This is a genomic window from Micromonospora sp. NPDC051924 (genome assembly GCF_055586005.1).
In genome coordinates this window covers 62,862-87,167 of the sequence record NZ_JBVJJA010000017.1, presented here as the reverse complement: position 1 = coordinate 87,167, position 24,306 = coordinate 62,862, and the positions used below count along the sequence as shown (strand labels likewise).

The 24,306-nt window shown below is 73.5% G+C and carries 21 protein-coding genes; 1 reads left to right on the top strand and 20 read right to left on the bottom strand.

Features of this window, described 5'->3' with window-relative positions; genetic code table 11:
- Nucleotides 1-48 precede the first annotated feature (48 nt).
- Genes carB through pyrR form a run of 5 tightly spaced genes read right to left on the bottom strand, consistent with a single transcriptional unit; the run spans nucleotide 49 to nucleotide 7,316 of the window.
- A complete protein-coding gene (gene carB / locus ACZ6S5_RS16010; protein WP_466000970.1) occupies nucleotides 49-3,396 on the bottom strand; it encodes a carbamoyl-phosphate synthase large subunit in 3,348 nt (1,115 codons plus the stop codon).
- The gene (gene carA, locus ACZ6S5_RS16005) at nucleotides 3,389-4,534 is read right to left on the bottom strand and encodes a glutamine-hydrolyzing carbamoyl-phosphate synthase small subunit (RefSeq protein ID WP_466000968.1); all 1,146 of its coding nucleotides are present in this window, start codon (nucleotides 4,532-4,534) and stop codon (nucleotides 3,389-3,391) included. The genes carB and carA overlap by 8 nt, the downstream gene beginning before the upstream one ends.
- Entirely contained in the window at nucleotides 4,535-5,812 is a 1,278-nt protein-coding gene (locus tag ACZ6S5_RS16000) for a dihydroorotase (RefSeq protein ID WP_466000966.1), read from the bottom strand.
- Nucleotides 5,809-6,735, bottom strand: a complete 927-nt coding sequence (locus tag ACZ6S5_RS15995) for an aspartate carbamoyltransferase catalytic subunit (protein WP_393182704.1) — start codon at nucleotides 6,733-6,735, stop codon at nucleotides 5,809-5,811. The genes ACZ6S5_RS16000 and ACZ6S5_RS15995 overlap by 4 nt, the downstream gene beginning before the upstream one ends.
- Nucleotides 6,732-7,316 carry a bifunctional pyr operon transcriptional regulator/uracil phosphoribosyltransferase PyrR gene (gene pyrR / locus ACZ6S5_RS15990; RefSeq protein WP_466000964.1) on the bottom strand — a complete coding sequence of 195 codons (585 nt, stop codon included), beginning with the start codon at nucleotides 7,314-7,316 and terminating at the stop codon, nucleotides 6,732-6,734. The genes ACZ6S5_RS15995 and pyrR overlap by 4 nt, the downstream gene beginning before the upstream one ends.
- Nucleotides 7,317-7,600: 284 nt before the next feature.
- Between pyrR and bldD the strand changes: the two genes are divergently transcribed.
- Nucleotides 7,601-8,089, top strand: a complete 489-nt coding sequence (gene bldD, locus ACZ6S5_RS15985; protein ID WP_013285505.1) for a transcriptional regulator BldD — start codon at nucleotides 7,601-7,603, stop codon at nucleotides 8,087-8,089.
- Between the two features lie 77 nt (nucleotides 8,090-8,166).
- On the opposite strand, the gene nusB is transcribed toward bldD, so the two are convergent.
- The 15 genes from nusB to ACZ6S5_RS15910 form a co-directional block, all read right to left on the bottom strand.
- Complete coding sequence (nusB, locus tag ACZ6S5_RS15980; protein WP_466001070.1) at nucleotides 8,167-8,577, bottom strand: transcription antitermination factor NusB; 411 nt, start codon at nucleotides 8,575-8,577, stop codon at nucleotides 8,167-8,169.
- A gap of 23 nt (nucleotides 8,578-8,600) precedes the next feature.
- Complete coding sequence (gene efp, locus ACZ6S5_RS15975) at nucleotides 8,601-9,158, bottom strand: elongation factor P (RefSeq protein WP_466000962.1); 558 nt, start codon at nucleotides 9,156-9,158, stop codon at nucleotides 8,601-8,603.
- 413 nt (nucleotides 9,159-9,571) lie between these two features.
- A complete protein-coding gene (aroQ, locus tag ACZ6S5_RS15970; protein WP_466000960.1) occupies nucleotides 9,572-10,012 on the bottom strand; it encodes a type II 3-dehydroquinate dehydratase in 441 nt (146 codons plus the stop codon).
- Nucleotides 10,009-11,085 (bottom strand): 3-dehydroquinate synthase, encoded by a 1,077-nt coding sequence (aroB, locus tag ACZ6S5_RS15965; RefSeq protein ID WP_466000958.1) that lies wholly within the window; start codon nucleotides 11,083-11,085, stop codon nucleotides 10,009-10,011. The genes aroQ and aroB overlap by 4 nt, the downstream gene beginning before the upstream one ends.
- Before the next feature lie 17 nt (nucleotides 11,086-11,102).
- Nucleotides 11,103-11,612 (bottom strand): shikimate kinase, encoded by a 510-nt coding sequence (locus ACZ6S5_RS15960; protein WP_466000956.1) that lies wholly within the window; start codon nucleotides 11,610-11,612, stop codon nucleotides 11,103-11,105.
- Nucleotides 11,609-12,787, bottom strand: a complete 1,179-nt coding sequence (aroC, locus tag ACZ6S5_RS15955; protein WP_466000954.1) for a chorismate synthase — start codon at nucleotides 12,785-12,787, stop codon at nucleotides 11,609-11,611. Before aroC ends, ACZ6S5_RS15960 begins: the two co-directional genes overlap by 4 nt.
- A 98-nt stretch (nucleotides 12,788-12,885) precedes the next feature.
- Nucleotides 12,886-13,536: a methyltransferase domain-containing protein gene (locus ACZ6S5_RS15950; protein ID WP_466001069.1), complete on the bottom strand. Its 651-nt coding sequence runs from the start codon at nucleotides 13,534-13,536 to the stop codon at nucleotides 12,886-12,888.
- A gap of 66 nt (nucleotides 13,537-13,602) precedes the next feature.
- Complete coding sequence (locus ACZ6S5_RS15945; RefSeq protein ID WP_466000952.1) at nucleotides 13,603-14,496, bottom strand: sulfotransferase domain-containing protein; 894 nt, start codon at nucleotides 14,494-14,496, stop codon at nucleotides 13,603-13,605.
- Between the two features lie 13 nt (nucleotides 14,497-14,509).
- Nucleotides 14,510-16,048: a lipopolysaccharide biosynthesis protein gene (locus tag ACZ6S5_RS15940; protein ID WP_466000950.1), complete on the bottom strand. Its 1,539-nt coding sequence runs from the start codon at nucleotides 16,046-16,048 to the stop codon at nucleotides 14,510-14,512.
- Entirely contained in the window at nucleotides 16,045-17,511 is a 1,467-nt protein-coding gene (locus ACZ6S5_RS15935; protein ID WP_466000948.1) for an O-antigen ligase family protein, read from the bottom strand. Before ACZ6S5_RS15935 ends, ACZ6S5_RS15940 begins: the two co-directional genes overlap by 4 nt.
- Nucleotides 17,512-17,539: 28 nt before the next feature.
- Nucleotides 17,540-18,487: a glycosyltransferase family 2 protein gene (locus ACZ6S5_RS15930; protein WP_466000946.1), complete on the bottom strand. Its 948-nt coding sequence runs from the start codon at nucleotides 18,485-18,487 to the stop codon at nucleotides 17,540-17,542.
- Complete coding sequence (locus ACZ6S5_RS15925) at nucleotides 18,480-20,132, bottom strand: Wzz/FepE/Etk N-terminal domain-containing protein (RefSeq protein ID WP_466000944.1); 1,653 nt, start codon at nucleotides 20,130-20,132, stop codon at nucleotides 18,480-18,482. Before ACZ6S5_RS15925 ends, ACZ6S5_RS15930 begins: the two co-directional genes overlap by 8 nt.
- A 162-nt stretch (nucleotides 20,133-20,294) precedes the next feature.
- Nucleotides 20,295-22,301 (bottom strand): delta-60 repeat domain-containing protein, encoded by a 2,007-nt coding sequence (locus tag ACZ6S5_RS15920; RefSeq protein WP_466001067.1) that lies wholly within the window; start codon nucleotides 22,299-22,301, stop codon nucleotides 20,295-20,297.
- A gap of 134 nt (nucleotides 22,302-22,435) precedes the next feature.
- On the bottom strand, nucleotides 22,436-23,383 hold the full coding sequence (locus ACZ6S5_RS15915; protein WP_466000942.1) for a glycosyltransferase: 948 nt from the start codon (nucleotides 23,381-23,383) through the stop codon (nucleotides 22,436-22,438).
- Nucleotides 23,384-23,451: 68 nt separating this feature from the next.
- On the bottom strand, nucleotides 23,452-24,285 hold the full coding sequence (locus ACZ6S5_RS15910) for a phosphatase PAP2 family protein (protein ID WP_466000940.1): 834 nt from the start codon (nucleotides 24,283-24,285) through the stop codon (nucleotides 23,452-23,454).
- Nucleotides 24,286-24,306: the final 21 nt, after the last annotated feature.

The following is a 24,306-nucleotide window of genomic DNA, read 5'->3' as shown; positions in this document are numbered from 1 at the left end:
CGATCTCCTCGACCGCCGCCAACCTCATGATCGACGGATCACGGGCGGTCACTCGCCGGCTCGCAGGGCGGCGTGGAGGTCCTGGAGGGGGCGGACCTGGAGGTCGCCGCGGATGCGCGCCTCGATGCCCATCACCGCCGCCGCCGCGCCGGGCACCGTGGTGATGCAGGGGATGTCGGCGGTGACGGCGGCGCTGCGGATCTCGTAGCCGTCGGAGCGGGCGCTCGCGCCGGAGCCCTGCGGGGTGTTCACCACCAGGGCCACGTCGCCGCCGAGGATCAGCGACACAGCGTCCTCGCCCTGGCCCGACTCGTAGTGCTTGCGGATCTGCTCGCAGGCGATACCGTGCCGGCGCAGCACCTCGGCCGTGCCGGTGGTGGCGACGATCTCGAAGCCCAGGTCGGCCAGGCGCTTGATCGGGAAGATCATGCCGCGCTTGTCCCGGTTGGCGACCGAGACGAAGATCTTGCCGGCGGTCGGCAGCGACCCGTACGCGGCGGCCTGCGACTTGGCGAAGGCCTGGCCGAAGCCGGTGTCGATGCCCATCACCTCGCCGGTGGACTTCATCTCCGGGCCGAGCAGCACGTCGATGCCCTTGCCCGACGGGGTGCGGAACCGCTTGAACGGCAGCACCGCCTCCTTGACCGCGATCGGGGCGTCGGCCGGCATGGTGCCGCCGTCCCCGGTGGGCGGCAGCATCCCCTCGCCGCGCAGCTCGGCGATGGTGGCGCCGAGCGCGATCCGGGCCGCCGCCTTGGCCAGCGGCACCGCGGTGGCCTTGGAGACGAACGGCACGGTCCGGGAGGCGCGCGGGTTCGCCTCCAGCACGTAGAGCATGTCGCCCTGGAGCGCGTACTGGACGTTGAGCAGGCCCTTCACCCCGACCCCGCGGGCGATCGCCTCGGTGTAGCGGCGCACCTGGACCAGGTGCGAGCCGGCCAGGGTGATCGGCGGCAGCGCGCAGGACGAGTCGCCGGAGTGGATGCCGGCCTCCTCGATGTGCTCCATCACCCCGCCGAGGTAGACGTCGCCGTCGGCGTCGACCAGCGCGTCCACGTCGATCTCGATGGCGTCGTCGAGGAACCGGTCCACCAGCACCGGGTGGTCGGGCGAGATGTCGGTGGCCCGGCCGATGTAGTCCCGCAGCGTGGCGTCGTCGTAGACGATCTCCATGCCCCGGCCGCCGAGCACGTACGACGGGCGGACCAGCACCGGGTAGCCGATCTCGTCGGCGATCGCCTTCGCCTCGTCGTACGAGATGGCCATGCCGTGCGCCGGGGCGCGCAGCCCGGCCCGGGCCAGCACGGCGCCGAACGCGCCACGCTCCTCGGCCAGGTGGATCGACTCCGGCGAGGTGCCGACCACCGGCACGCCGGCGTTCTTCAGCCGCTGGGCCAGGCCGAGCGGGGTCTGCCCGCCGAGCTGCACGATCACCCCGATCACGCCGGGACCGCCGGCCGCCCTGCCGGAGGAGTCCTCGGCGTGCCACACCTCGAGGACGTCCTCGAAGGTCAGCGGCTCGAAGTAGAGCCGATCGGCGGTGTCGTAGTCGGTGGAGACGGTCTCCGGGTTGCAGTTGACCATGACGGTCTCGTAGCCCACCTCCCGCAGCGCCATGACCGCGTGCACGCAGGAGTAGTCGAACTCGATGCCCTGGCCGATCCGGTTCGGCCCGGAACCCAGGATGATCACCTTGGGCCGGTCCGAGGGCGCGACCTCGGTCTCCTGGTCGTACGTCGAGTAGTGGTAGGGCGTGGTGGCCTCGAACTCGGCGGCGCAGGTGTCCACGGTCTTGTAGACCGGGCGCACGCCGAGCCGGTGGCGCAGGGTGCGGACGCCGTCCTCGGCGGCCAGCTCCGGGCGGAGCGCGGCGAGCTGCCGGTCGGAGAGGCCGGCCCGCTTGGCCCGGCGCAACAGGTCGGCGTCGAGCACCGGGGCGTCGGCGATCTCGGCGCGCAGCTCCACCAGCGCGGCGATCTGGTCCAGGAACCACGGGTCCATGCCGCCGGACGCCTCGGCCACCTCGGCGATCGACGCGCCCAGGCGCAGCGCCCGCTCGACGGTGTAGAGCCGGCCGTCGTGCGGCATGCGCAGCGCGGCGAGGGTGTTCTCCTTCGTCGCGCCGGCCGGGTCGGGCTGGGTCCAGAACCCACCGCGCTTGGTTTCCATCGAGCGCATCGCCTTGTTCAGCGCCTCGGTGAAGTTCCGGCCGAGGCTCATCGCCTCGCCGACCGACTTCATGGTGGTGGTCAGCTCCGGGTCCGCGCCGGGAAACTTCTCGAACGCGAACCGGGGGATCTTCACCACCACGTAGTCCAGGGTCGGCTCGAACGCCGCCGGGGTCTTCAGGGTGATGTCGTTGGGGATCTCGTCCAGGGTGTAGCCGATGGCCAGCTTCGCGGCGATCTTGGCGATCGGGAAGCCGGTGGCCTTCGACGCCAGGGCCGAGGAACGGGACACCCGGGGGTTCATCTCGATCACGACGATCCGGCCGTCGGCCGGGTTGACCGCGAACTGGATGTTGCAGCCGCCGGTGTCCACCCCGACCTCGCGCAGCACCGCGATACCGAGGTCGCGCAGCCGCTGGTACTCCCGGTCGGTGAGGGTCATCGCCGGTGCCACGGTGACGCTGTCGCCGGTGTGCACACCCATCGGGTCGACGTTCTCGATCGAGCAGACCACCACCACGTTGTCGTGGCGGTCGCGCATGAGTTCGAGCTCGTACTCCTTCCAGCCGAGCACGCTCTCCTCGATGAGCACCTCGTGCACCGGGCTGGCGGCCAGGCCGGCGCCGGCGATCCGCGTCAGGTCCTCGTCGGTGTGCGCCATGCCGGAGCCGAGGCCGCCCATGGTGAACGACGGCCGGATCACCACCGGCAGGCCCAGCTCGCCGACGGTCCCGCGGACCTCGTCCATCGAGTGGCAGACCCGCGAGCGGGGCACCAGCGAGGACGGGTCGTCCAGGCCCAGGCGTACGCCGGCCTTGGCCACGATGTCCTTGAACAGCTGCCGGTCCTCGCCCCGGTTGATCGCCTCGATGTTGGCGCCGATCAGCTCGACACCGTACTTCTCCAGGACGCCGGCCTCGTGCAGGGCGACCGCGGTGTTCAGCGCGGTCTGCCCGCCCAGGGTGGGCAGCAGCGCGTCGGGGCGCTCCTTGGCGATGACCAGCTCGACGAACTCCGGGGTGATCGGCTCGACGTACGTGGCGTCGGCGAACTCCGGGTCCGTCATGATGGTCGCCGGGTTGGAGTTGACCAGGCTGACCCGGATCCCCTCGCTGCGCAGCACCCGGCAGGCCTGGGTGCCGGAGTAGTCGAACTCGCAGGCCTGCCCGATCACGATCGGCCCGGAGCCGATCACCAGGACGTGCTTGAGGTCGGTCCGCTTAGGCATTCTTGCCGCCTTCGATGAGCTCGGCGAAACGGTCGAACAGGTAGTCCGCGTCGTGCGGGCCGGCTGCCGCCTCCGGGTGGTACTGGACGGTGAAGGCGGGCACGTCCTTCGCCCGCAGCCCCTCGACCACGTTGTCATTGAGGCAGACGTGCGACACCTGGACGGCGCCGAACTCGGTGTCGATCACCTGGTCGGGGACGACCGCCCCGTGCGCCGCGCCGGGCACCTCGACGGCGAAGCCGTGGTTGTGGCTGGTCACCTCGACCTTGCCGGTGACCCGGTCGAGCACCGGCTGGTTGATGCCGCGGTGGCCGTACCCCAGCTTGTAGGTGCCGAAGCCGAGCGCCCGGCCGAGGATCTGGCTGCCGAAGCAGATGCCGAACAGCGGGATCCGCCGGCCGAGCACCTCGCGGGCCAGCGCTACCGGGCCGTCGGCGGTCGCCGGGTCGCCCGGGCCGGGCGAGAAGAAGACCGCGTCCGCCCCGGTGGCGAGCAGGTCCTCGATGGTGGAGCCGGCGGGCAGCACGTGGGTGGTGACGCCGCGGGCGGCGAGCCGGCGCGGCACGTTGCGCTTGATACCCAGGTCCAGCGCGGCGACCGTGAACCGGTGCGCGCCCTGCGCCTCGACGACGTACGGCTTGGCGGTGGTCACCTCGGCGGAGAGGTCGGCGCCGACCATCTGCGGCGACCGGCGGACCCGCTCCAGCAGGGCGCGCGGGTCGTCGTCGACGCTGGAGATGCCGACCCGCATGGCGCCGCGCTCGCGCAGGTGGCGGGTGAGCGCCCGGGTGTCGACGCCGCTGATGCCGACCACGCCCTCGGCGGCGAGCCGGTCCTCCAGGCCGCCGGTGGACCGCCAGTTGGAGCCGATCCGGGCCGGGTCCCGGACCACGTACCCGGCGACCCAGATCCGGCCGGACTCGTCGTCCTCGGCGTTCACGCCGGTGTTGCCGATGTGCGGGGCGGTCTGCACCACCACCTGCCGGTGGTACGAGGGGTCGGTGAGGGTCTCCTGGTAACCGGTCATGCCGGTGTTGAAGACCGCCTCACCGAAGGTCTCCCCGACGCTGCCGTACGCCTCGCCGTGGAAGGTGCGCCCGTCCTCGAGGACGAGAATCGCGCTTCTGCGCTTCGCCATTTACTTGACAGCCTTTCCGTCCAGGACCGTCGGCTCGCCGCGCAGGAAGGTCGCCACGATGCGACCCGGCAGCGCCATGCGGGCGTACGGGGTGTTGCGACTACGACTGGCCAGCTCCGCCGGCTCGATGACGCGACGGGCGGCCGGGTCGACCAGGGTCAGGTTGGCCGGCACCCCCGGGGCGGGGTCGACGCCGTGCCCGTCCAGGCCGGCGATCCGGGCCGGGGCGCGGGACATCCGCTCGGCGATCAGGTCCCACTGCGGGCCGAGCACGTCCAGCGCGATGGAGAGCGCGGTCTCCAGTCCGAGCATGCCCGGCCGGGCGTACGCCCACTCGCACTCCTTGTCCTCCACGGCGTGCGGGGCGTGGTCGGTGGCGACGATGTCGATCACGCCCTCGGCCAGGGCCGCCCGGAGCGCGGCCACGTCGCTCGCGGTCCGCAGCGGCGGATTGACCTTGTAGACCGGGTCGTAGGTGGTCGCCTTCTCATCGGTCAGCAGCAGGTGGTGCGGGGTGACCTCGGCGGTGACCTTGACCCCGCGCGCCTTGGCGTGCCGGAGCACCTCGACACTGCCCGCGGTGGAGACGTGGCAGATGTGCAGCCGGCTGCCGACGTGCTCGGCCAGCAGCACGTCCCGGGCGATGATCGCCTCCTCGGCGACCGCCGGCCAGCCGGTCAGCCCGAGCCGGGTGGAGACCTCGCCCTCGTGCATCTGCGCGCCCTCGGTGAGCCGGGGCTCCTCGGCGTGCTGGGCGATCACCCCGTCGAACGCCTTGACGTACTCCAGGGCGCGGCGCATCAGCTTCGGGTCGGCGACGCAGTGCCCGTCGTCGGAGAAGATCCGCACCCGGGCCGCCGAGTCGGCCATCGCGCCCAGCTCGGCCAGGCGCTCGCCGGCCAGCCCGACGGTGACCGCGCCGATCGGCTGCACGTCGACCAGCCCGGCCTCCCGGCCGAGCCGCCAGACCTGCTCGACCACGCCGGCGGTGTCGGCCACCGGGGAGGTGTTCGCCATCGCGCAGACCGCGGTGTAGCCGCCCAGCGCGGCCGCCCGGGAGCCGGACTCGACCGTCTCGGCGTCCTCCCGGCCCGGCTCGCGCAGGTGGGTGTGCAGGTCGACCAGGCCGGGCAGGGCCACCAGGCCGGTGGCGTCGAGCACGGTGGCGTCGGGCGCGGTCAGCCCCGCGCCGGTCTGCGCCACCACGCCGTCGCGGATCAGCAGGTCGGTCGGCTCGGCGCCGACCACGCTGACGTTCTTGATCAGGTACGCGGTCACCGGTTGTTCCCTCCGAGCAGCAGGTAGAGGACGGCCATCCGCACGGAGACCCCGTTGGCGACCTGTTCGACGATGGTGGAGCGGGGTGAGTCGGCCACCTCGGGCGTGATCTCCATGCCCCGGTTCATCGGGCCGGGGTGCATGACGATCGCGTGCTCGGGCAGCCGGCGCATGCGCGGCCCGTCCAGCCCGTAGCGGCGGGCGTACTCGCGGGCCGAGGGGAAGTAGGAGTCGTTCATCCGCTCCCGTTGCACCCGCAGCATCATCACCACGTCCACACCGGGAAGAACGGCGTCGAGGTCGTAGGAGACGTCGGTGCCCGGCGCGAGGGCGGCGGCGATATCCACCGGGATCAGGGTCGGCGGGCCGACGAGGGTGACCTTGGCGCCGAGGGTGGACAGCAGCAGCACGTTGGAGCGGGCCACCCGGGAGTGCAGCACGTCGCCGACGATCGCCACGTGCAGGCCGGCGAGCCGGCCCAGCCGGGAGCGCATCGTGTACGCGTCGAGCAGCGCCTGGGTGGGGTGCTCGTGGGTGCCGTCGCCGGCGTTGACCACCGACCCGTCCACCCAGTTGGCCAGCCGGTGCGGGGCGCCGGAGGCGGGGTGTCGGACGACCACCGCGTCGGCCCCCATGGCCTGGAGGGTGAGCGCGGTGTCCTTCAGGCTCTCGCCCTTGGCCACGCTGGAGCCCTTGGCGGAGAAGTTGATCACGTCGGCGCTGAGCCGCTTGGCGGCCGCCTCGAAGGAGATCCGGGTCCGGGTCGAGTCCTCGTAGAAGAGGTTGACCACGGTCCGGCCGCGCAGGGCGGGCAGCTTCTTCACCTCGCGGCCGGCGACGGTGGCCATCTCGGCGGTGGTGTCCAGGATCTGGGTGGCGGTGGCCGCGTCCAGGTCGGCGCCGGAGAGCAGGTGGCGGATCATGAGGGGGTCCCCCCGTACAGCTTGACCTCGTCGGCGCCGTCGGTCTCGGCGAGGGTGACCTTGACGCTCTCGGCGAGCGCGGTCGGGATGTTCTTGCCGACGTAGTCGGCGCGGATGGGCAGCTGACGGTGGCCGCGGTCGACCAGGACGGCGAGCTGCACGGAGGCCGGGCGGCCGACGTCGCTGAGCGCGTCGAGCGCGGCCCGCACGGTGCGGCCGGAGAAGAGCACGTCGTCGACGAGGATCACCCGCTTGCCGTCGATCCCGCCGGACGGCAGGTCGGTCGGGCCGACCGCGCGGGTGGCGTGCCGGCGCAGGTCGTCGCGGTAGAGGGTGATGTCGAGCACGCCGACCGGGACGGTCACGTCCTCGAAGGTGGTGATCCGGGCGGCGAGCCGCCTCGCCAGGGGCACGCCCCGGGTGGGGATGCCGAGCAGCACGGTGTCGGCGGCGCCCTGGGTCTTCTCCAGGATCTGGTGGGCGATGCGGTCGACCACCCGCGACACGTCGGCGGCGGCGAGGATCACCTTCACCGAGGGTTGTCGCGGCGGCGACGACTGGGCAGCCGGTGGGTAGGCCACGGCGGACCTCCTTCCCCGCCTCACGGGACGGGTCGTTAAAGGACGTCTGGATGACCGGGCGGGCCCCGCGGGGCCCGGACCGGGGCTTCACGCCACGTTACCAGCGGTCACCGGGCCGACCGCCGCCGGTACTGACCCCCGAGCCAGGGTGGAGAAATGCGGACAACCTTCGCGTGCTCCCACTCCCGGCCCTCTCGAACACTTGACCGCGTGTCGCAATCCCCGTACCGTCACGCTCCGTAGCGATAGCTGGGAGAACCCCGAGCAGCACTGGGAGTGTCCGAATGCCCTCTGAATACGCCAAGTCGCTGGGCGCCCGCCTGCGCTCCATCCGCCAGCAGCAGGGCCTGTCCCTGCAGGGTGTGGAGGAGAAGTCGAACGGGCGGTGGAAGGCCGTGGTGGTCGGCTCGTACGAGCGTGGCGACCGGGCCGTCACCGTGTCCCGCCTGGCGGAGCTGGCCGACTTCTACCGCGTTCCCGTCTCGGAGCTGCTGCCCGACGGCAGTGGGGTGCGCCACGAGCCCACCAGCAAGATCGTCCTGGACCTGGAGCGGCTCTACGACGAGGCCTCCGAGGACCTCGCCTACGTGGCCCGGTACGCCCGCGCCATCCAGCAGCAGCGTGGCGACTACAACGGCCGGGTGCTCTCCATCCGCGCCGACGACCTGCGCGCCCTGGCCATCGTCTACGACGCCTCGCCGTCGGGCCTGATCGAGCGGCTCACCGAGCACGGTGTGCTGGTCGCCGACCCCCGCGCGTTCTTCGCGTCCTGACCGACCGCTGTCGCACACAGAGGGCCCGTGCCGTCCGGCACGGGCCCTCTGTGTCTGTCGTTGCTGTGTGGAATGCCTCAGCGGGTGGCGTACTCGGCGATCCGGCCGAGCAGGCCGTTGAGGAAGCGCGGCGAGTCGTCGGTCGACATCTGCCGGGCCAGCTCGACCGCCTCGCTGATCGCCACCGCGTCGTCGATCTCGTCGACGTAGAGCAGCTCGTACACGGCGATCCGGGCGAGGTTGCGGTCGACGACCGGCATCCGGTCCAGCGTCCAACCCTCGGCGTAGCTGGCGATCACCTCGTCGATCCGGTCGAGGTGCGCCGCGACGCCCTCGACCAGGCCCACCGCGTAGCCCAGGTGCTCCGGGCGGGGCTTCTCGATCCGCTCGACGTAGCCGGCGAGCACCTCCACCGGCGGCCGGTCCCGCAGGTCGGCCTCGAAGAGCACGTCCAGCGCCCGCTTGCGCGCCTTGCGGCGCGCCGGCATCTGCTGCTTGGAACCCTCGGCCATCAGGCTCGGCCGAGGTAACGGCCGTCGCGGGTGTCGACCTTGATCTTCTCGCCGGTGGTGATGAAGAGCGGCACCTGCACAGTCGCGCCGGTCTCGACGGTGGCCGGCTTGTTGCCGCCGGTCGACCGGTCGCCCTGCAGGCCCGGCTCGGTGTACGTGATCTCGAGCACCACGGAGGTCGGCAGCTCGATGTAGAGCGGCACGCCCTCGTGGGTGGCGACGGTCGCCTCGGCCTCGGGGAGGAGGTAGTTGGCCGCCTCGCCCACGGTGCCGTCGGGAACGGTGATCTGGTCGAACGTCTCCAGGTCCATGAAGACGTAGTCCTCGCCGTCGGCGTAGAGGTACTGCATGGTGCGCTTGTCGACGGTCGCGGTGTCGACCTTGGTGCCCGCGTTGAAGGTCTTGTCGACCACCTTGCCGGACAGCACGTTCTTCAGCGTGGTACGCACGAACGCGCCACCCTTACCGGGCTTGACGTGCTGGAACTCGACGACGGCCCACAGCTCGCCGTCGAGGTTGAGTACCAGGCCGTTCTTGAGGTCGTTGGTGGTGGCCATTTCCTGCCTTGATCATCAATTGGCGGACAGACCCAAGAAGTCTACTAGCTGTGTCGAACCGGGTCCGCCGCGCTGCACGCCGCCGCAGCCCGGCCGCCCCCGCCCCGCCCGACCGACGTGCCGAACATCACTCAATGTAACCACACCCGCCACCCCCGGCCCCACCCTCTCGCCGCCTTTGCTCTGCTTCAACGGACGCAACAGGCACCCGCCGTGATCGGCCCTCGGCCACAGCCCGAGCGCTGCCGGCCAGGTCACCGCAGCTCAAGGCGGCGTTGCGTGGATTGAAGCAGAGCAAAGGCGGCGAGGGAGGCTTGCCGGTGTCGCCAGACCGACCACGGCAAGTAATGAGGCGACCAACACCGAGCGCAACCGCCGGCAGAACGCGAGCGAGGCCGGATGGGCCGGGCAGGTCAGGCGCCGGCGGCGAGGCGGGTCGCCAGGTGGTGCAGGGCCAGCCGGTAGCCGTCCACGCCGAGCCCGCAGATCACCCCGGTGGCCACCGCCGACACCACCGAGTGGTGCCGGAACTCCTCCCGGGCGTGGATGTTGGAGATGTGCACCTCGACCAGCGGGCCGCGGAGCATCGCGCAGGCGTCCCGGACGGCGATCGAGTAGTGCGACCAGGCGGCCGGGTTGAGGACCACCGCCCCACCCTCGTCGGCCGCCTCGTGCAGCCAGCCGAGCAGCTCGTGCTCGGCGTCGGTCTGCCGGACCACCACGTCCAGTCCCAGCTCCCGGCCGGCGTCCACGCACATCTTCACCAGGTCGGCGTAGCTGGTCACGCCGTACACGTCGACCTGGCGGGTGCCGAGCCGGCCCAGGTTCGGCCCGTTGAGCACGTAGACCCTCATGCGCTGATCTCCTGGTACGCCTCGTGCAGCAGCTCGTCCGATGGGCCCTCCAGGATCGCCGGCCGGGCCAGCCCGTCCAGCACCACGAACCGCAGGGTGTTCCCCCGGGCCTTCTTGTCCACCCGCATGGTGGCGAGCAGCTCCGGCCAGGCGTCCGCCCGGTAGCCGGTGGGCAGGCCGAGCGCGGCGACCACCGCCCGGTGCCGCTCGGCGGTGGCCGCGTCCAGCCGGCCGGCGAGCCGGGCCAGGGTGGCCGCGTAGACCAGGCCCACCGCGACCGCGTGGCCGTGCCGCCAGCGGTAGCCCTCCACCTTCTCGATCGCGTGGGCCAGGGTGTGCCCGTAGTTGAGCACCTCGCGTACCCCGGACTCGCGCAGGTCCCCGGAGACCACGTCCGCCTTGACCCGCACCGCCCGCTCGATCAGCTCCCGGGCCACCGGCCCGGTCGGGTCCAGCGCGGCGGCCGGGTCCCGCTCGACCAGGTCGAGGATCACCGGGTCGGTGATGAACCCGCACTTGACCACCTCGGCCATGCCGGCGGCCAGGTCGGCCGGGGGCAGGCTGTCCAGGGTCGCCAGGTCGCAGATCACCCCCGCGGGCGGGTGGAAGGCGCCGACCAGGTTCTTGCCGGCCGCCGTGTTGATCCCGGTCTTGCCGCCGACGGCCGCGTCGACCATGCCCAGCAGCGAGGTCGCCACCGGCACCCAGCGCACCCCGCGCAGCCAGCAGGCCGCGACGAAGCCGGCCAGGTCGGTGACCGCGCCGCCGCCCACCCCGACCACGGCGTCGTTACGGGTGAAGCCCGCCTCGCCGAGCCGGTCCCAGCAGGCCGCGGCCACGTCGATGTGCTTGCCCGACTCGGCGTCCGGCACCTCGATCAGCAGCGGCGTCACCCCGGCCGCGCGGACCCGCTCGGCGAGCCTCTCGGCCAGGGCCTTGATCGGGGGCGCGTGCAGGAACGCCACCCGCTCGGCGCCCGGCAGCAGCCGGGGCGGCGGGTCGAGCAGGTCGCGTCCCACCAGCACGTCGTACGGCCGTTCGCCGCCGACCGGGATCCGGGTCACCTCGTCCATGTCCACTCCGTGGCGCGTCAGGGCTTGAGCAGGGCGGCGATCTCGGCGGCGATCTCCTCCGGGGTGCGCCCGTCGGTGACCACGGTCGCGGTCGCCACCTCGGCGTAGAGCGGGCGGCGCTGGTCCATCAGCTGCTTCAGGGTGGCCCGCGGATTGAACGCCAGCAGCGGGCGCCCGGCGCCCAGGCCGACCCGCTTGACCGCGTCGGGCAACTCCACCGACAGGTGCACGACGGTGTGGCCGATCAGCGCGGCGCGGTTGTCCTCGGCGAGCACCGCGCCGCCGCCGAGAGCGAGCACCCCCGCGTGCGAGGCCAGCGCCGCCGCCACCGCGGCCCGTTCGAGGGTACGGAAATGCTCCTCCCCCTCGTCCACGAAGATCTCCGGGATCGGCTTGCCGGCCAGCCCCTCGATGTCGGCGTCGGTGTCCCGGAACGCGACGCCGAGCGCCGCGGCTAGCGCCTCGCCGACCGTGGTCTTGCCGGAGCCGGGCGCCCCGACCAGCACGCAGACCGGCCGGGTGCTCATCTGATCACCAGGGAGTCGAGGTAACCGGCGAGGTTGCGGCGCATCTCGGCGACCGAGTCGCCGCCGAACTTCTCCACCGCCGCCTCGGCCAGCACCAGGGCCACCATCGCCTCGGCGACCACCGCCGCGGCCGGCACCGCGCAGACGTCCGACCGCTGGTTGATCGCGGTGGCCGGCTCGCCGGTGGTGACGTCGACGGTGGACAGCGCCCGGTTGAGTGAGGAGATCGGCTTCATCGCGGCCTTCACCCGCAGCGGCTCGCCGGTGGTGATGCCACCCTCGAGGCCGCCGGCCCGGTCGGTCACCCGGCGTACCCCGGTCGCGGTCGGGATGATCTCGTCGTGCGCGGCGGAGCCCCGGGAGCGGGCCTGCTGCCAGCCGTCGCCGATCTCCACCCCCTTGATCGCCTGGATCGACATGAGTGCGGTGGCCAGCCGGGCGTCGAGCTTGCGGTCCCACTGCACGTGGCTGCCCAGGCCCGGCGGCACCCCGTACGCGAGCACCTCGACCACGCCGCCCAGGGTGTCGGCGGCCTTCTTCGCGGCGTCGACCTCGGCGACCATCCGGGCGCTGGCCTCCGGGTCGAGGCAGCGCAGCGGGTCGGCGTCGATCCGAACGGCGTCCTCCGGCGTCGGCCGCAGACCCGGCTTCACGGCCACCGGGCCCAGCTCCACCACGTGCGAGACGATCTCGATGCCGAGGGCCTGCTTGACCAGCGACTTGGCCACGGTGCCGACGGCGACCCGGGCGGCGGTCTCCCGGGCGCTGGCCCGCTCCAGGATCGGCCGGGCGTCGGTGTGGCCGTACTTCTGCATGCCGGCCAGGTCGGCGTGGCCCGGCCGGGGCCGGGTGAGCGGGGCGTTGCGGGCCTGCCGGGCCAGCTCGTCCGGGTCGACCGGGTCGGCGGACATGACGGTCTGCCACTTGGGCCACTCGGAGTTGCCCACCCGGATCGCCACCGGGCTGCCGATCGTCACGCCGTGCCGGAGCCCGCCGATGATCTCGACCTCGTCCTGCTCGAACGACATCCGGGCGCCCCGGCCGTAGCCGAGCCGGCGCCGGGCCAGCTCACCGGCGATCTCCCCGGTGGTCAGCTCGATGCCGGCGGGCACCCCCTCGAGCAGCGCGACGAGGGCGGGTCCGTGCGATTCACCTGCGGTCAACCAGCGCAACACAGCGGTCAGTCTGTCACGCCCGGTGGTTGCCCCGATGCGCCGCCCGTCCCGTCCCGCCCTGCGGACACGGGCGTCCGCAGGGCGAGGCGGCGGGCGGGTCAGGCCGTCCGGACCGCGATGATCGACTTGGTCAGGCCGAGCATCCGCTCCGCCTGGATCGTGGAGTCCGGGAAGAGGTAGCGCAGCTCCGCCCGACCGATCAGCTCGGTGGTCAGCACCTGCCTCATCGCCGCCTCCCAGGACTTGCCCGGGGTGTACGCCAGCGGCCACTTCCGGGCCACCGCCACCCGGGCCGGCACCGGCAGGAACTGCATGCCGGGCGCCACCCAGTGCGGCTCGACCGGGAAGTACCGGTACGGGGTCTGCACCCAGTGCCGCGGGGCCAACTCGCGGATCGCCTCGGCCATCCGGCGGCGCCGCTCGTGGCCGCCGACGTGCTCCAGCACGCTGTTGCTGAACACCAGGTCGTAGCGGCGGCGCAGGATGGCCGGCGGCAGCTCGCAGGCGTCGGCGTGGTCGGCCTCCGCCCAGTCGGGCAGCTCCGCGGGCAGCGGCTCCAGGTTGACCACGTGCACGTGTCTCGGCCGAACCGGCACCTTCGTCCAGCTGCCCAACCGGCCGCCCAGGTCCAGCACGGACATCTCGGCCAGGTCGGGGAAGGTCTCCGAGAGCCAGCGCGCCCGCTTCGCCCGGCGCTTCGCGCCGTACGAGTCGGGGGAGTCGACCAGGCGGAACCGGAGCGCGTGCAGGGATCCCCGGCGGGCACGGGGGGGTCGCGGTGTTCTGGTCGGTCGTGCGGGTGCCGCTGGCCACGGTCAGCTCCCCCAGTCGAAGGTCATGCCCAGCCGGTCGGCGAGGGCCTGGTTGTACGGCGCGTAGTACCGGGTCAGCTCGTCCCGGACGGCCGGGTCCATGGCGCTGCTGCGCCGATCGTTGAACACCTCGTACCGGTCCAGCCGGTAGGGCGGCAGGTCGAGGAACTCCAGCACCCGCGCGTACGTGGCGGCGGGCTCCCGGTACAGCGTCTCGCTGGGCAGGAGCAGCACCTGCGCCCGGTCGAACCGGTCCAGCCAGGGCTCCAGGTGCTCCAGGTAGCGGCCCCGGGCCCGATAGCTGTACCAGTCGAAGGCGGTGCTGACGTACGTCGGGTCGGCGAGCAGCTTCTCCCGCTCCCCCGCCGTCCGCTCCTCCTCCGCGGCCAGGGCCTCGGCGAAGCCGAGCGGCTCCACCCCCTCGGTCCGCCGCTCCTTCCAATGCGAGTACGCCCGCTCCACCGGGTCGCGCAGCAGCACGATCAGCTTCACCGCCGGGATCAGGTCGGCGACCCGCCCCGGCGCGAGGGGATGGAACATGTACAGCGGCGCCGCCTCCCCCACCCGGGTCGGCCCGCCGTGCCGGCGTTCCAGCGCCTCCCGCTGCCGTCGGGTCGGGAAGTGCGAGCGGTACCACGCCTCGCCCCGGGCGAAGGTGTCCTCGAAGTAGTGCGAGGTCTTGGTGTTCCAGGCCGGGAAGAGCCGGGGCACCAGCGGGTGCTCCAGCAGGTAGCGCCAGAGCGAGGTGGTGCCGCCGCGCTTGGTGCCAATGACGAGGAAGTCCGGCAACGGGCGGCGGTCGCTGGTGCGTTCCCCGTACCGGACCAGGGACTCGCGTACCCCGGTGAGCACCTGGGCCGGCACCAGCCCCTTGACCCGGTCCCGCAGCGTCGTCATCGCGTCCTCCTCGTCATCGCGGTCCCCGTCCCGGCAGGGTGGGCACGACGGCGCGCGCCCGTCGGCGTACCCCGGGGTGCAGCAGCAGCGCGACGGCGAGCAGCGCCGCGACCCCGAGGGTGAGGAACAGTCCGGCCACGTCGCGGCCGGCCACCGCCGCGCCCGCGACGGCCAGCACGGCGGTGCCGGCGGCCGCCAGCACCGCGGCCCGCAGCACGCTCCGGGTGACCAGCGGCTCGCCCACCACCCGGCGGGCGGCGGCGGTGGCGATGACGTTCTCCGCCACGATGCCGACGGTCCAGGCCACGGCGGCGCCGAGCGCCCCGTGCGGCGGGATCAGCACCAGGGCCAGCCCGACGTTGAGCAGCAGTCCGGTGGCGGCGGCCAGCAGGTGCCGGCCGCTGCTGCCGCTCATCAGCAGCATGGTCTGCACGATCCCGGTGCCGGAGTTGACCAGCATGGCCCCGGCGAGGACCGCCATGGCGGCGCTTCCGGCGGTGAACTCCGCCCCGAACAGCCGCAGGAAGCCCGGCGCGAAGACGGCCAGCAGCAGGTACCCGGGCCAGGAGAGCGCGATGATCACGGCGGTGATCCGCCGGTAGACCGCCGCCGCCTCGGCGGTGCGGCCCTGCCCGAGCAGCCGGGACAGCTGCGGCGCGACGGACACCCGCAGGCCCTGCATGACCAGCAGGCCGGCCAGGGCGTACCGGCCGACCGCGCCGATCACGCCGGCCTCGGCCTGGCCGGCGAGGGCGGCGGTGAGCAGCACGGTCAGCCACATGCTGCTGGCGTCGATGGTCGCCGACGCGGCCCGGGGCAGGGCGAAGCCCCAAAAGGCGCGCCAGTCGGCCGGAGCCGGGCGCAGCGTCGCCCCGGCCGCCAGGCCGAGCGGGCCCACCAGCAGCGCCACGCAGGCCAGCACCGCCAGGACCACCGGGGTGAGCCAGCCGGCGAACGCGACGGTCACCCCGGCACCGGCGGCCAGCGCGGCGCCGACCAGCGCCGGGCGGGCGGCCGGCACCAGGACGTACTGGACGGCCACCAGCGCGGCGACCGGGCGGACCGCGCGGACGGCGGCGAGCAGCACGGTCATCGCCACCACGAACGGCAGCCCGGCGAAGGCCAGCCGGAGCAGGTCGTCGCCGTCGGTGGTGCCGGGGTCGAACAAGACCGGGGCGAGCGGCTCGGCGAGCGCGACGCCGGTCGCCGCCACGGCGACGGTGAGCAGCAGCGCCGGCGCCAGGGCCACCGGCAGCAGCCGGGCCGCGTCGCCGTCCCGCCCCGGGGTACGCCGGGGCAGCGCCCACACCAGCGCGGTGTCCGCCCCCGCGCAGCAGAGCACGCCCACGATGGCCACCACGCCGATCGCGGTGAACATGGCGCCGGAGCCGGCCGGCCCGAGCCCCCGGACGATCACCACGGTCAGCACGAAGCCGAGCAGGCCGTTGACCGCCGCCCCGGCCAGCCCGACCAGCCCGCTGCGGGTGCTGCGGCGCACCTCCCGCTCGCCGCCGGTGGCGGTGGCCAGGGCCGGCGTACCCGATGCGGTCATGTCGTCCCCTCCTCCGACGCTGTCCCGGCCGACGGCGGCGGCGGCGGGGCGGGCGGGTGGTCCACGGTGGCGGTGCGCAGCGGGACGGCGGCGATCCCGGTCGCCGACGCGGCCGAGAGCGGGCGGTCCGGGACGGCGGCCCGGCCGAAGCCGCGGATCCGCCACGGGGTCAGCGGCGCCGGCTGGGCCATGCTGGACGGGCCGAGCGCCGCCCGGTTCACCGGTCCGGCGACCGCCGCCAGGCCGGCGCCCACCGCGAAGAAGATCAGCGACAGGTTCGGGTCGATGTAGGCGTAGACCGGGATGACCACCAGCGCGATCACCGGTACGGTGCTCAGCCAGTGCCCGGCCGGCGAGACCGCGGCGGCCAGCCGCCGGGCGACCAGCACCAGCCAGGTCACGAAGACCAGCAGCGCCGGGATGCCGTGGCTGTAGAGGATCTGCCAGATCAGCCCCTGGGTGCCCAGCGGCTCCTCGGCGAGGGTGGTGTCCACGGCCTTCGGCGCGCCGTAGCCGAGCAGCGGCGAGCGTTCCACCGCCTGCCAGGTCCGCACGTACAGGTCCATCCGGTCGATGTTGGTGTCGGTGCTGCTGACCCGGGCATTGATCATCTCCTGTACCGGGACGACCAGGCTGACGATCCAGACCAGCACGACCAGCCCGCCGATCGACACGATCAGCCGCGCGTTGCCCCGGACCAGGGCGCGCAGCGCCAGGTAGAGCAGGCCGGCGCCGAGGCCGAGGAACATGCCCCGGTTGAGGGTCAGGAACGCCGGCACCACCGACAGCGGCAGCGACACCCACAACGCCGCCCGGAACCGCCCGGTCCGCACCGAGGTCAGGTACGCGAGCACGCAGGGCACCAGCAGCGCGTACGCGGTGCCCCAGTTGTTGGTGTACGGGTACGGCGCGGCGGTGCGGTAGATCGGGGTCCGGGACAGCGGGTTGAACTCGTTGGCGTGGACGTGGGTCAGCGCCTGGATGTACCGCTGGCCGGCCACCCCGCCCGGCAGGGCCACCTCCACCGGCGTGGTCAGCGCGAGGGTGGGCACCAGCACGGCCAGCCAGCCCAGCGCCACGATGCCCAGCCAGTACCAGCCGAGCGGGCGCAGCACCCGGTCCCAGGAGGTGCCCTCGCGGACCAGGGTGTACACGTACACGCAGACCGCCAGGGCGGTCACCAGGAAGCCGTAGCGCAGCCCGAAGGTCAGGTAGGCGGTGGCCCGGTCCAGCCGGGTGGCGCTGAGCAGCACCAGCACGAGGAAGAGCAGCCAGCAGGCGGTGCCGGCGGGCAGCGGCACCCGGCCGCGGGTCACCAGCAGGGTGAGCAGGACGACGCCGAAGGCCGACCAGCCGAGGTAGAACGCGCCGAGCGCCCACCAGAGCGGCACCAGCGCGAACATGAGGGTGAGCGGCCAGACCGGCAGCGGCGGCGGTGCACCGGGCGCGGGCCGCGCGGTCACCGGCCGCGGGGTGGTCCCGGTCGCCCGGTCAGACACCCCGCCCCGTCCGCTGGGCCAGCCGGAGCACCCGCTCGCCGGAGAGCAGACCGAGCACCACCGGCACGGTCACCAGGACGCGCTTCTCCCGCGGGTTGAGCCGGAGCACCCGGCCCAGCTCCCGCACCGCCTCCCGGCGCCGCCGTCCGGCGGCGAGGGCGAAGGCGATCTGCCCGTGCAGCCGAGCCAGCCCGGTCCGGCTGCGGGCCAGTTCCGGGTGCTTGTCGATCAGGTACCGGGTGGCCTCGACGATCATCGCCCAGCGGCCGAAGAAGAACGAGCCGCCGTGCCAGTCCACCACCACCAGCACCTCCGGCACGATGACCACCGGTCCGTGCGCGGCGATCCGCAGCAGCCACTCGTAGTCCTCGCCGTAGCCGCCGGGCAGCTCCTCGTCGACCGGGCCGACCGCGTCCCAGGTGGACCGGGGCAGCAGGATGGTGCTGGAGTGCACCTCCATGATCCGGTCCTCGACGAAGTCGGCGAGGGTAACCTCGGCGGTGTCGAGCTGCCGCTCCTTGGCGATGTCCGGGCCCGCCAGGCGGATGCCGCAGCTGACCGCGGCGGCGTCCGGCCGGGCGGCGAGCAACTCCACCTGGCGGCGCAGCTTGCCGGGCAGCCAGTGGTCGTCGTCGTCGCAGAAGGCCAGCAGGTCGTGGGAGGCCTCGGCGGCACCGGTGTTGCGACCGCCCGGCAGGCCCCGGGAGTGGCTGTTGTGGACGTAGCGCAGCGCCCGGCCGGCCGGCACCGGCAGGTCCAGCGGCCGGATGTCGGTGTGGTCGTAGACGACCACACACTCCACCGGGCCGGGGTAGTCCTGGTCGAGCACCGCGCCGACGGCCCGTTCCAGCAGCCCCGGGCGGTCGCGGGTGGCCACCACCACGGTCACCGGCGGGTACGCCTCCCCCACCGTCCCGTCCGGCCGCTCCTGGTCAGTCACGGCGGCCCCCGGTCAGCACGAATCCGAACGGCTCCACGCCGACCGAGCGCAGCCGCTCCACCACGCGGGTCAGCTGGGGCAGCCGGGTCCGGTCACGGGCGGCGACCAGCACCGCCCGGCCCTCCCGGGCGGCCCGTACGCCCCGCTCGTCGTGCAGCGCGGGCGGCGCGTCGAGCAGGGTGAGGCCGCCCGCCGCCGGTGGGGCGTCGAGCGGGACGAGCCGGACGGCGCCCGGGCCGATCCGCAGCTCCTGGCCGTCGGTGCGGGTGGGGGCGCCGGTCGCGGCGGCGGTCGGGATGACCTGGGTCTTGTCCTCGGTGGTGGTGGACCGGTAGACCGCGCCGTTCCTCGCGTCGGCGTCGGGGAACGGGCGCGGCTTGCGCACGGCCGGGATCACCGCGGTCTCCTCCGGGTCGCCGGCGCCGGCCGGGGCGACGGGGCCGCCGGCGCCGGCCGGAGCGGCCGCCGGGGCGGGCCGCTGCCGGTTCAACTTGGCCGGCGCCGGCTCCACCGGCGGGTTGCGGCGCTGGGCGTCCAGCATCAGCGGGCGGATCCGGTCCAGGCTCTCCGGGGTGACCCCGAGCCGCACCTCGTGCCCGCCACCGGCGAGCACCGCGGCGAGCCCCGCGGTCACCTGCTCGCGCCCCTCGTCGGCGGCGGAGGAGAGCACCACCAGCGGGCCGCGCTGCGGGCCGTCCACCCAACGGGCCAGGGCCAGCGCCAGGTAGCGCAGGTCGGCCTCGTCGGGCTGGCCGTTCCGGGCGCGGCGGACGGTGCCGAGCAGTGGCGCGCCGATCGCCGACATCGCCTCGGCGATGGTGCGCAGCCGCCGGTCCAGGGACTCCCGGACGAAGGCCACCAGCCCGCCGAGCAGCAGGCCGCCGAGCACGCCGCCGACGAGCAGCAGCGGGGCACCGTCCCGGCTGGACGGTACGGGTGCCCGGGCCGCGCTGGTGATCGAGCCGGGGCTGAGGTCCGCCGAGGCGATCTTGGAGCGTTGCTCGGCCAGCGTGGCGAGCTGGTCGTTGAGCGCCCGCAACTGGTCCAGCAGGGCGCTGGTCCGCGGCGACGGGTTCTCCGCCGACTGGTTTCCGGGCAGCGACTTCTGGGTGGTGGTGCGCTGGGCGGTCACCACCGCGATGGTGTCGTCGTACGACTTCAGCACCGCCGCGCGCTGGTTCTCGTAGATGCCCCGCCGCAGGTCCAGGTACGCCTGGGCCGCCCCGTTCGCGCCGTCGACGGCCTCCCGCTCGCTGTGCGCCGCGTACTCGAAGCGCATCACCTGGCCGCCGACCGGGGTCTCCACCTGGAGCGCGTCGGCCACCTCCTCGGGATCGCGCCCGGTGATGGCGGCGACCTTGTCGATGACCTCGTTGCTGGTCGCGATGCCGCTCTCGGCCGTCATGTTCACCGCCCGGTCGGCGCCGCCGGAGGGCACCGAGAACGGGTCGGTCACCACCGGACGGACCACCACCGCGGTGGTCGCGGTGTAGCTGGCCGGCAGCACGAACAGGTAGACCAGCACCGCCACCAGCACCGACGCCGCCGCGGCGAGCACGGTCCGCCACCGTCGCAATGGGATGCGCACCAGCTCGGCGAGGCCGACCGGGTGTTGCCGGGCGGTGGCGACGTCGGTCACGTCCATGTGTCAGGTCCTTGCGGGCTGAGGTTTGGGTGTCGGGCCCGGGCGGCGCCGGTCTCATTGTCGCCGACCGCGCACCGCGGCGGGGGTACGTCCCGGGGCCGGTTACCGGACGGTCCGCCGGCGTCCCGGAGGACGCCGGCGGACCGCCGGTGGGTCGGACCGTCAGGAGGTGGCGAAGAAGAGCGTCCGACTCGACCAGTTCACCGCGCCGCCGCCCGGTGCGAGCTGGACCGCGGCGGCACCGTCCACGGCCGACCCGTTGAACGGCACGGTTCGCAGCGAGCCGTCCGTCCAGCCGTACACGATGTTGCCGTTGACCCAGGCCATGCCCCGCACGCTGCCCCAGGCCAAGCCGGTGCTGGGCAGGGTGAACTCGGTGCAGCCGACGATGTAGCCGTCCGGCTCCAGGTACCGGTAGAACAGGCTGTTCGTGCCGGACTTCGTGTAGTACATCCTGCCGTCGAGGTAGAAGGCGCCGGTCATCGTCGCGGGCTTGAACCAGTTGTTGTAGCCGCTGCTGATCCACGGCGCGCCGACCGAGCCGCCGGAGAAGATCGACACGTCGAGGTAGCTGCCGTTCGGCGCGCTCGCGTCGGTCTTCGACCAGTAGAGCTTGTTGCCGACCGAGAACGACGCCCCGGCGGCGGTGAGGTTCGGCTGGCTGGTGCTCACCGGGGTGCCGAGGGTGGTCCCGTTGAACGGCACCTTGGTCGCCTGTCCGTCGGCGGCGGAGACGTAGAGGTAGCCGGAGGCGGCGGACGGCGCGTTGGTCGCCGCGACCGTACGCCCACCGGAGAGCGGGAAGAGGCCCATCCGGCCGTGGTACTCGTTGCCCAGGCCGTCCGAGTCGAAGCCGGCGTACAGGCCGGTGCTGCCGCGCCACAGCTCCCACATGATCGGGCCCCAGTCGGTGGTCCCCGACGGCGCGCCCGAGCGGCCCGGGTTCCAGACCAGCGGCAGGCCGTTGATCGGGTCGAGCGCGCCCAGGCCGAACCGGTTGATCGCGCCGGCGCCGGCCGAGTCGTTGCCGTTGGCGTTGTTCAACCAGCGGAAGTGGCCGCCGACGTAGACCACGTTGTCGGCGGCCTCGACCGAGGTCACCGAGTCGGTGCCGGTGTAGTTGACCCAGGTGCCGTCGATGCCGGCGCCCCGGTCGGCGGTCTCGAACCGGGCGATCGCGTCGCAGTACGCGCCGTCGCCCCGGCCACCGTCGGCGATGATCACGAAGTACTTGCCGTCATCGGAGAAGTCGACGTCGCGGGCGTAGAACGGGAACGTCCAGTTGTAGCAGGGCGCCACGTAGCGCTGGGTGCTCCAGTTCGCCACCGCCGGGGTGCCGGCCAGGTCGACCACCACGACCTGGTTGCGGGCCTGGCCGTTGACCTGCGTGAAGTTGCCGACCGCGACGAGAGTCCTGTTGTCCGGCGAGACCGCGAGGCCCCAGACCAGCTCGCTGCTGGCCCGGGCGACGCTGGCGTCGATCTGGAAGCTCGGGTCGATCGCGCCGGTGCCGGCGTCCAGCCGGGCGAGCAGGGAGTGCTGGGTGCCGTTGACCCAGTGGAACGCGCCGGCGATGTAGAGCTGGTTGCCGACCACGATGGTGCGTCGCACCAGGCCGCCGTCGCTGCGCCCGACCCAGCTGGTCACGGTGGCGCCGGTCGTCGGGTCCAGCTCGACCAGGTTCTTGCGGCTGACCCCGTTCACGGTGACGAAGGCGCCGCCGACGATGAGCTTGCCGTCCGGGCTGACCGCGAGGGCGTGCACCGCGCCGTCCAGCGCCGGGGTGAAGTCCGCCTTCAGCGCCCCGGTCGAGCGGTCGTACGCGAACAGGTAGTTGCGGGTGGTCCAGCTCGCGTCGGCCGCCGCCTTCACCGAGGTGAACGACCCGCCGACGTAGACGGTGCCGCCGATCTCGGCGAACGCCTTGGTGTCGCCGTTCTGCGCGTGCGGGATGTTGTCCGCCGGGTTCGCCGAGGTGAGCGTGCTGGTGACCGGCGTGAGGTCCGCCGCCCGGGCTGGCGCCGCGAGCAGCCCGACGGCGAGCACCGGTGCGGCGAGCGCGGCGCACCACCGCCGCCACCCCGGTCGAGACGATCTGTGAAGCACTGGTCCCCCCAAAGAGGTAGTGAGATCACGGGTAGCTTGCTCGGAACGGACATTCGGCACCATCAACCGACCGGTCCGCTCGGTCACCGGCTCGGTCCGGTCCGGCCGTACGGGTCGCGGCCCGGGTCCCCGGTGCGGACGGGGCGGCGGTGTCGACCGGCGGGGCCGGCTGCCGGACCGTCTGCCCCGGACGGTCCTCACGCGGCCGCCGCCCACTGGAACGGCGCCACCGATCCGGTCGCCACCACCGTCCAGGCGGCCGCCTCCGCCAGGTCCTCGGCCGTCACGGCGTCCGCCTCCCGGGCCAGGACCAGCCCCCGGCGGTCCAACTGCCGGGCCAGTTCGACCTGATGGTCGTCGACGTGCTCGGCGTGCCGGCGGCGGCGCGGCACGTAGACGGCCCGGTGACCGACGCGGAGGGCGGCCAGCGCCGAGCCCACGCCGGCGTGGGTCACCACCACGTCCGCCTCCCGCATCGCCTGCTGCATCTCCGCGTACGGGACCTGGGCGCGGGCGCCGGCCGGCATCCGGGGGAGCCGGGTCGACCCGACCTGCCAGAGCACCTCCGCCTCGGGCGGCAGCACCTCGACCAGCCGGGTCAGCAGCCGCGGGAAGCCGAACCGCCCGTGGGTGCCGAGGGCGACGACCACCCGGGACAGCGGTCGCGGGCGAGCCAGCCGGACGGCCTGGTAGCCGTCGAAGACCGTGCCGCCGTAGCGCCATCGCGCGTCGGCCCAGCCCGGGTACTGGGTGTAGAGCCGGGTCCGGGGCACCCGGGCGACCAGCCGGCCGGTGAGCGACGGCCCCCCGGTGCGGGTGGCGCTCTCGATGTAGTGGCAGTCCAGGCCCCGGCGGGCGGCCGGGACGAAGAACGACATGGCCACGCTGGCACCGGTGCTGACCACCCGGGTGAACCGGCCGCCGCGCAGCACCCGGCGCGCGGCGAGCAGGTCGCGGACCGCGCCGACGGCGTCCCGGGTGGTCGCGGGCGGCACGTGGATGACCTCCTGACCGTCCAGCAGGGACCGGCTCTGCGGCGAGTCGAAGGTCGCCCAGACGCAGTCGCCGGGCAGGCCCAGCCGGGGGTGCAGGTCGTACAGCTCGGCGAGGTGTCCACCGGTGGAGGCGACGAGAAGTGTCGTCACGTCGTGGCCCGACTTCCGTTCGAGGGATGGCAGAGGGCGGTCTTCCGGGGTGGCGCGGGTCGTGGGTGTCAGGTGCCGACGGTCATCCGTTCCGGCGGGGCGGGGGCGGCGTCGCCCGCCGGGGGCCGGACCCGGCCCACGGCGACCAGGACGGTGAGCACCATGACGCCGGTGAGCAGGGTGCCGAAGATCCAGCCCCCGATCACGTCGGTGAACCAGTGCTTCTCGGCGTAGATGCGGGTGTAGCCCTCGACCGAGACCAGCACGGCCAGCGCGCTGACCAGTCCGATCCGGACCCGGCGGGGAATCCGCCAGGTGAGCGCGACGAGGACCAGGACGGTGCCGAAGGTCATCGCCACCCGGGCACAGCCACCGGACGGGTAGGTGCCCAGGTCCGTCGGCGGATGGCCGCGGTCGACCACCCGCGCGAGGATCTGCTGGGTGTACTGCTCGACGACGAACTGCAGCGGCAGGGCGACCAGCGGCAGCCACCAGCGCCGGCGCCGCCAGGCCACCGCGAGCGCCAGGGCGGCGACCACGGTGACCCACTTGAGCGGGTACCGGTCGCCGATCGCGGTGACGAAGGAGTTGATCCCGGCCCACGGCTCGACCCGCCGGGCGTGCACGTAGTCGAAGACCGGGTGGTCCACGTGGGGTTCCAGCCGGGACAGCGCCTCGCCGAGGGGCCAGCAGACGGCGACCACCGCGGCGGAGCCGGCGAGCAGCACGGCCACGGCGGCGCCGAGCCGGCCGAACGCGGCGGTGAGTCCGGCGACGGCGACCCGCAGCCGGTCGGCGGTCCGGCCCGCCGCCGCGGCCGGCGCCCAGCGGGCGGCCAGCCAGGGCACGAGGAGCGCCGGCACGAGCACGGCGAGGGCGCCGCAGGCGTAGATGAGGGTCATCGCCGTCCACCGCCCGCCCCG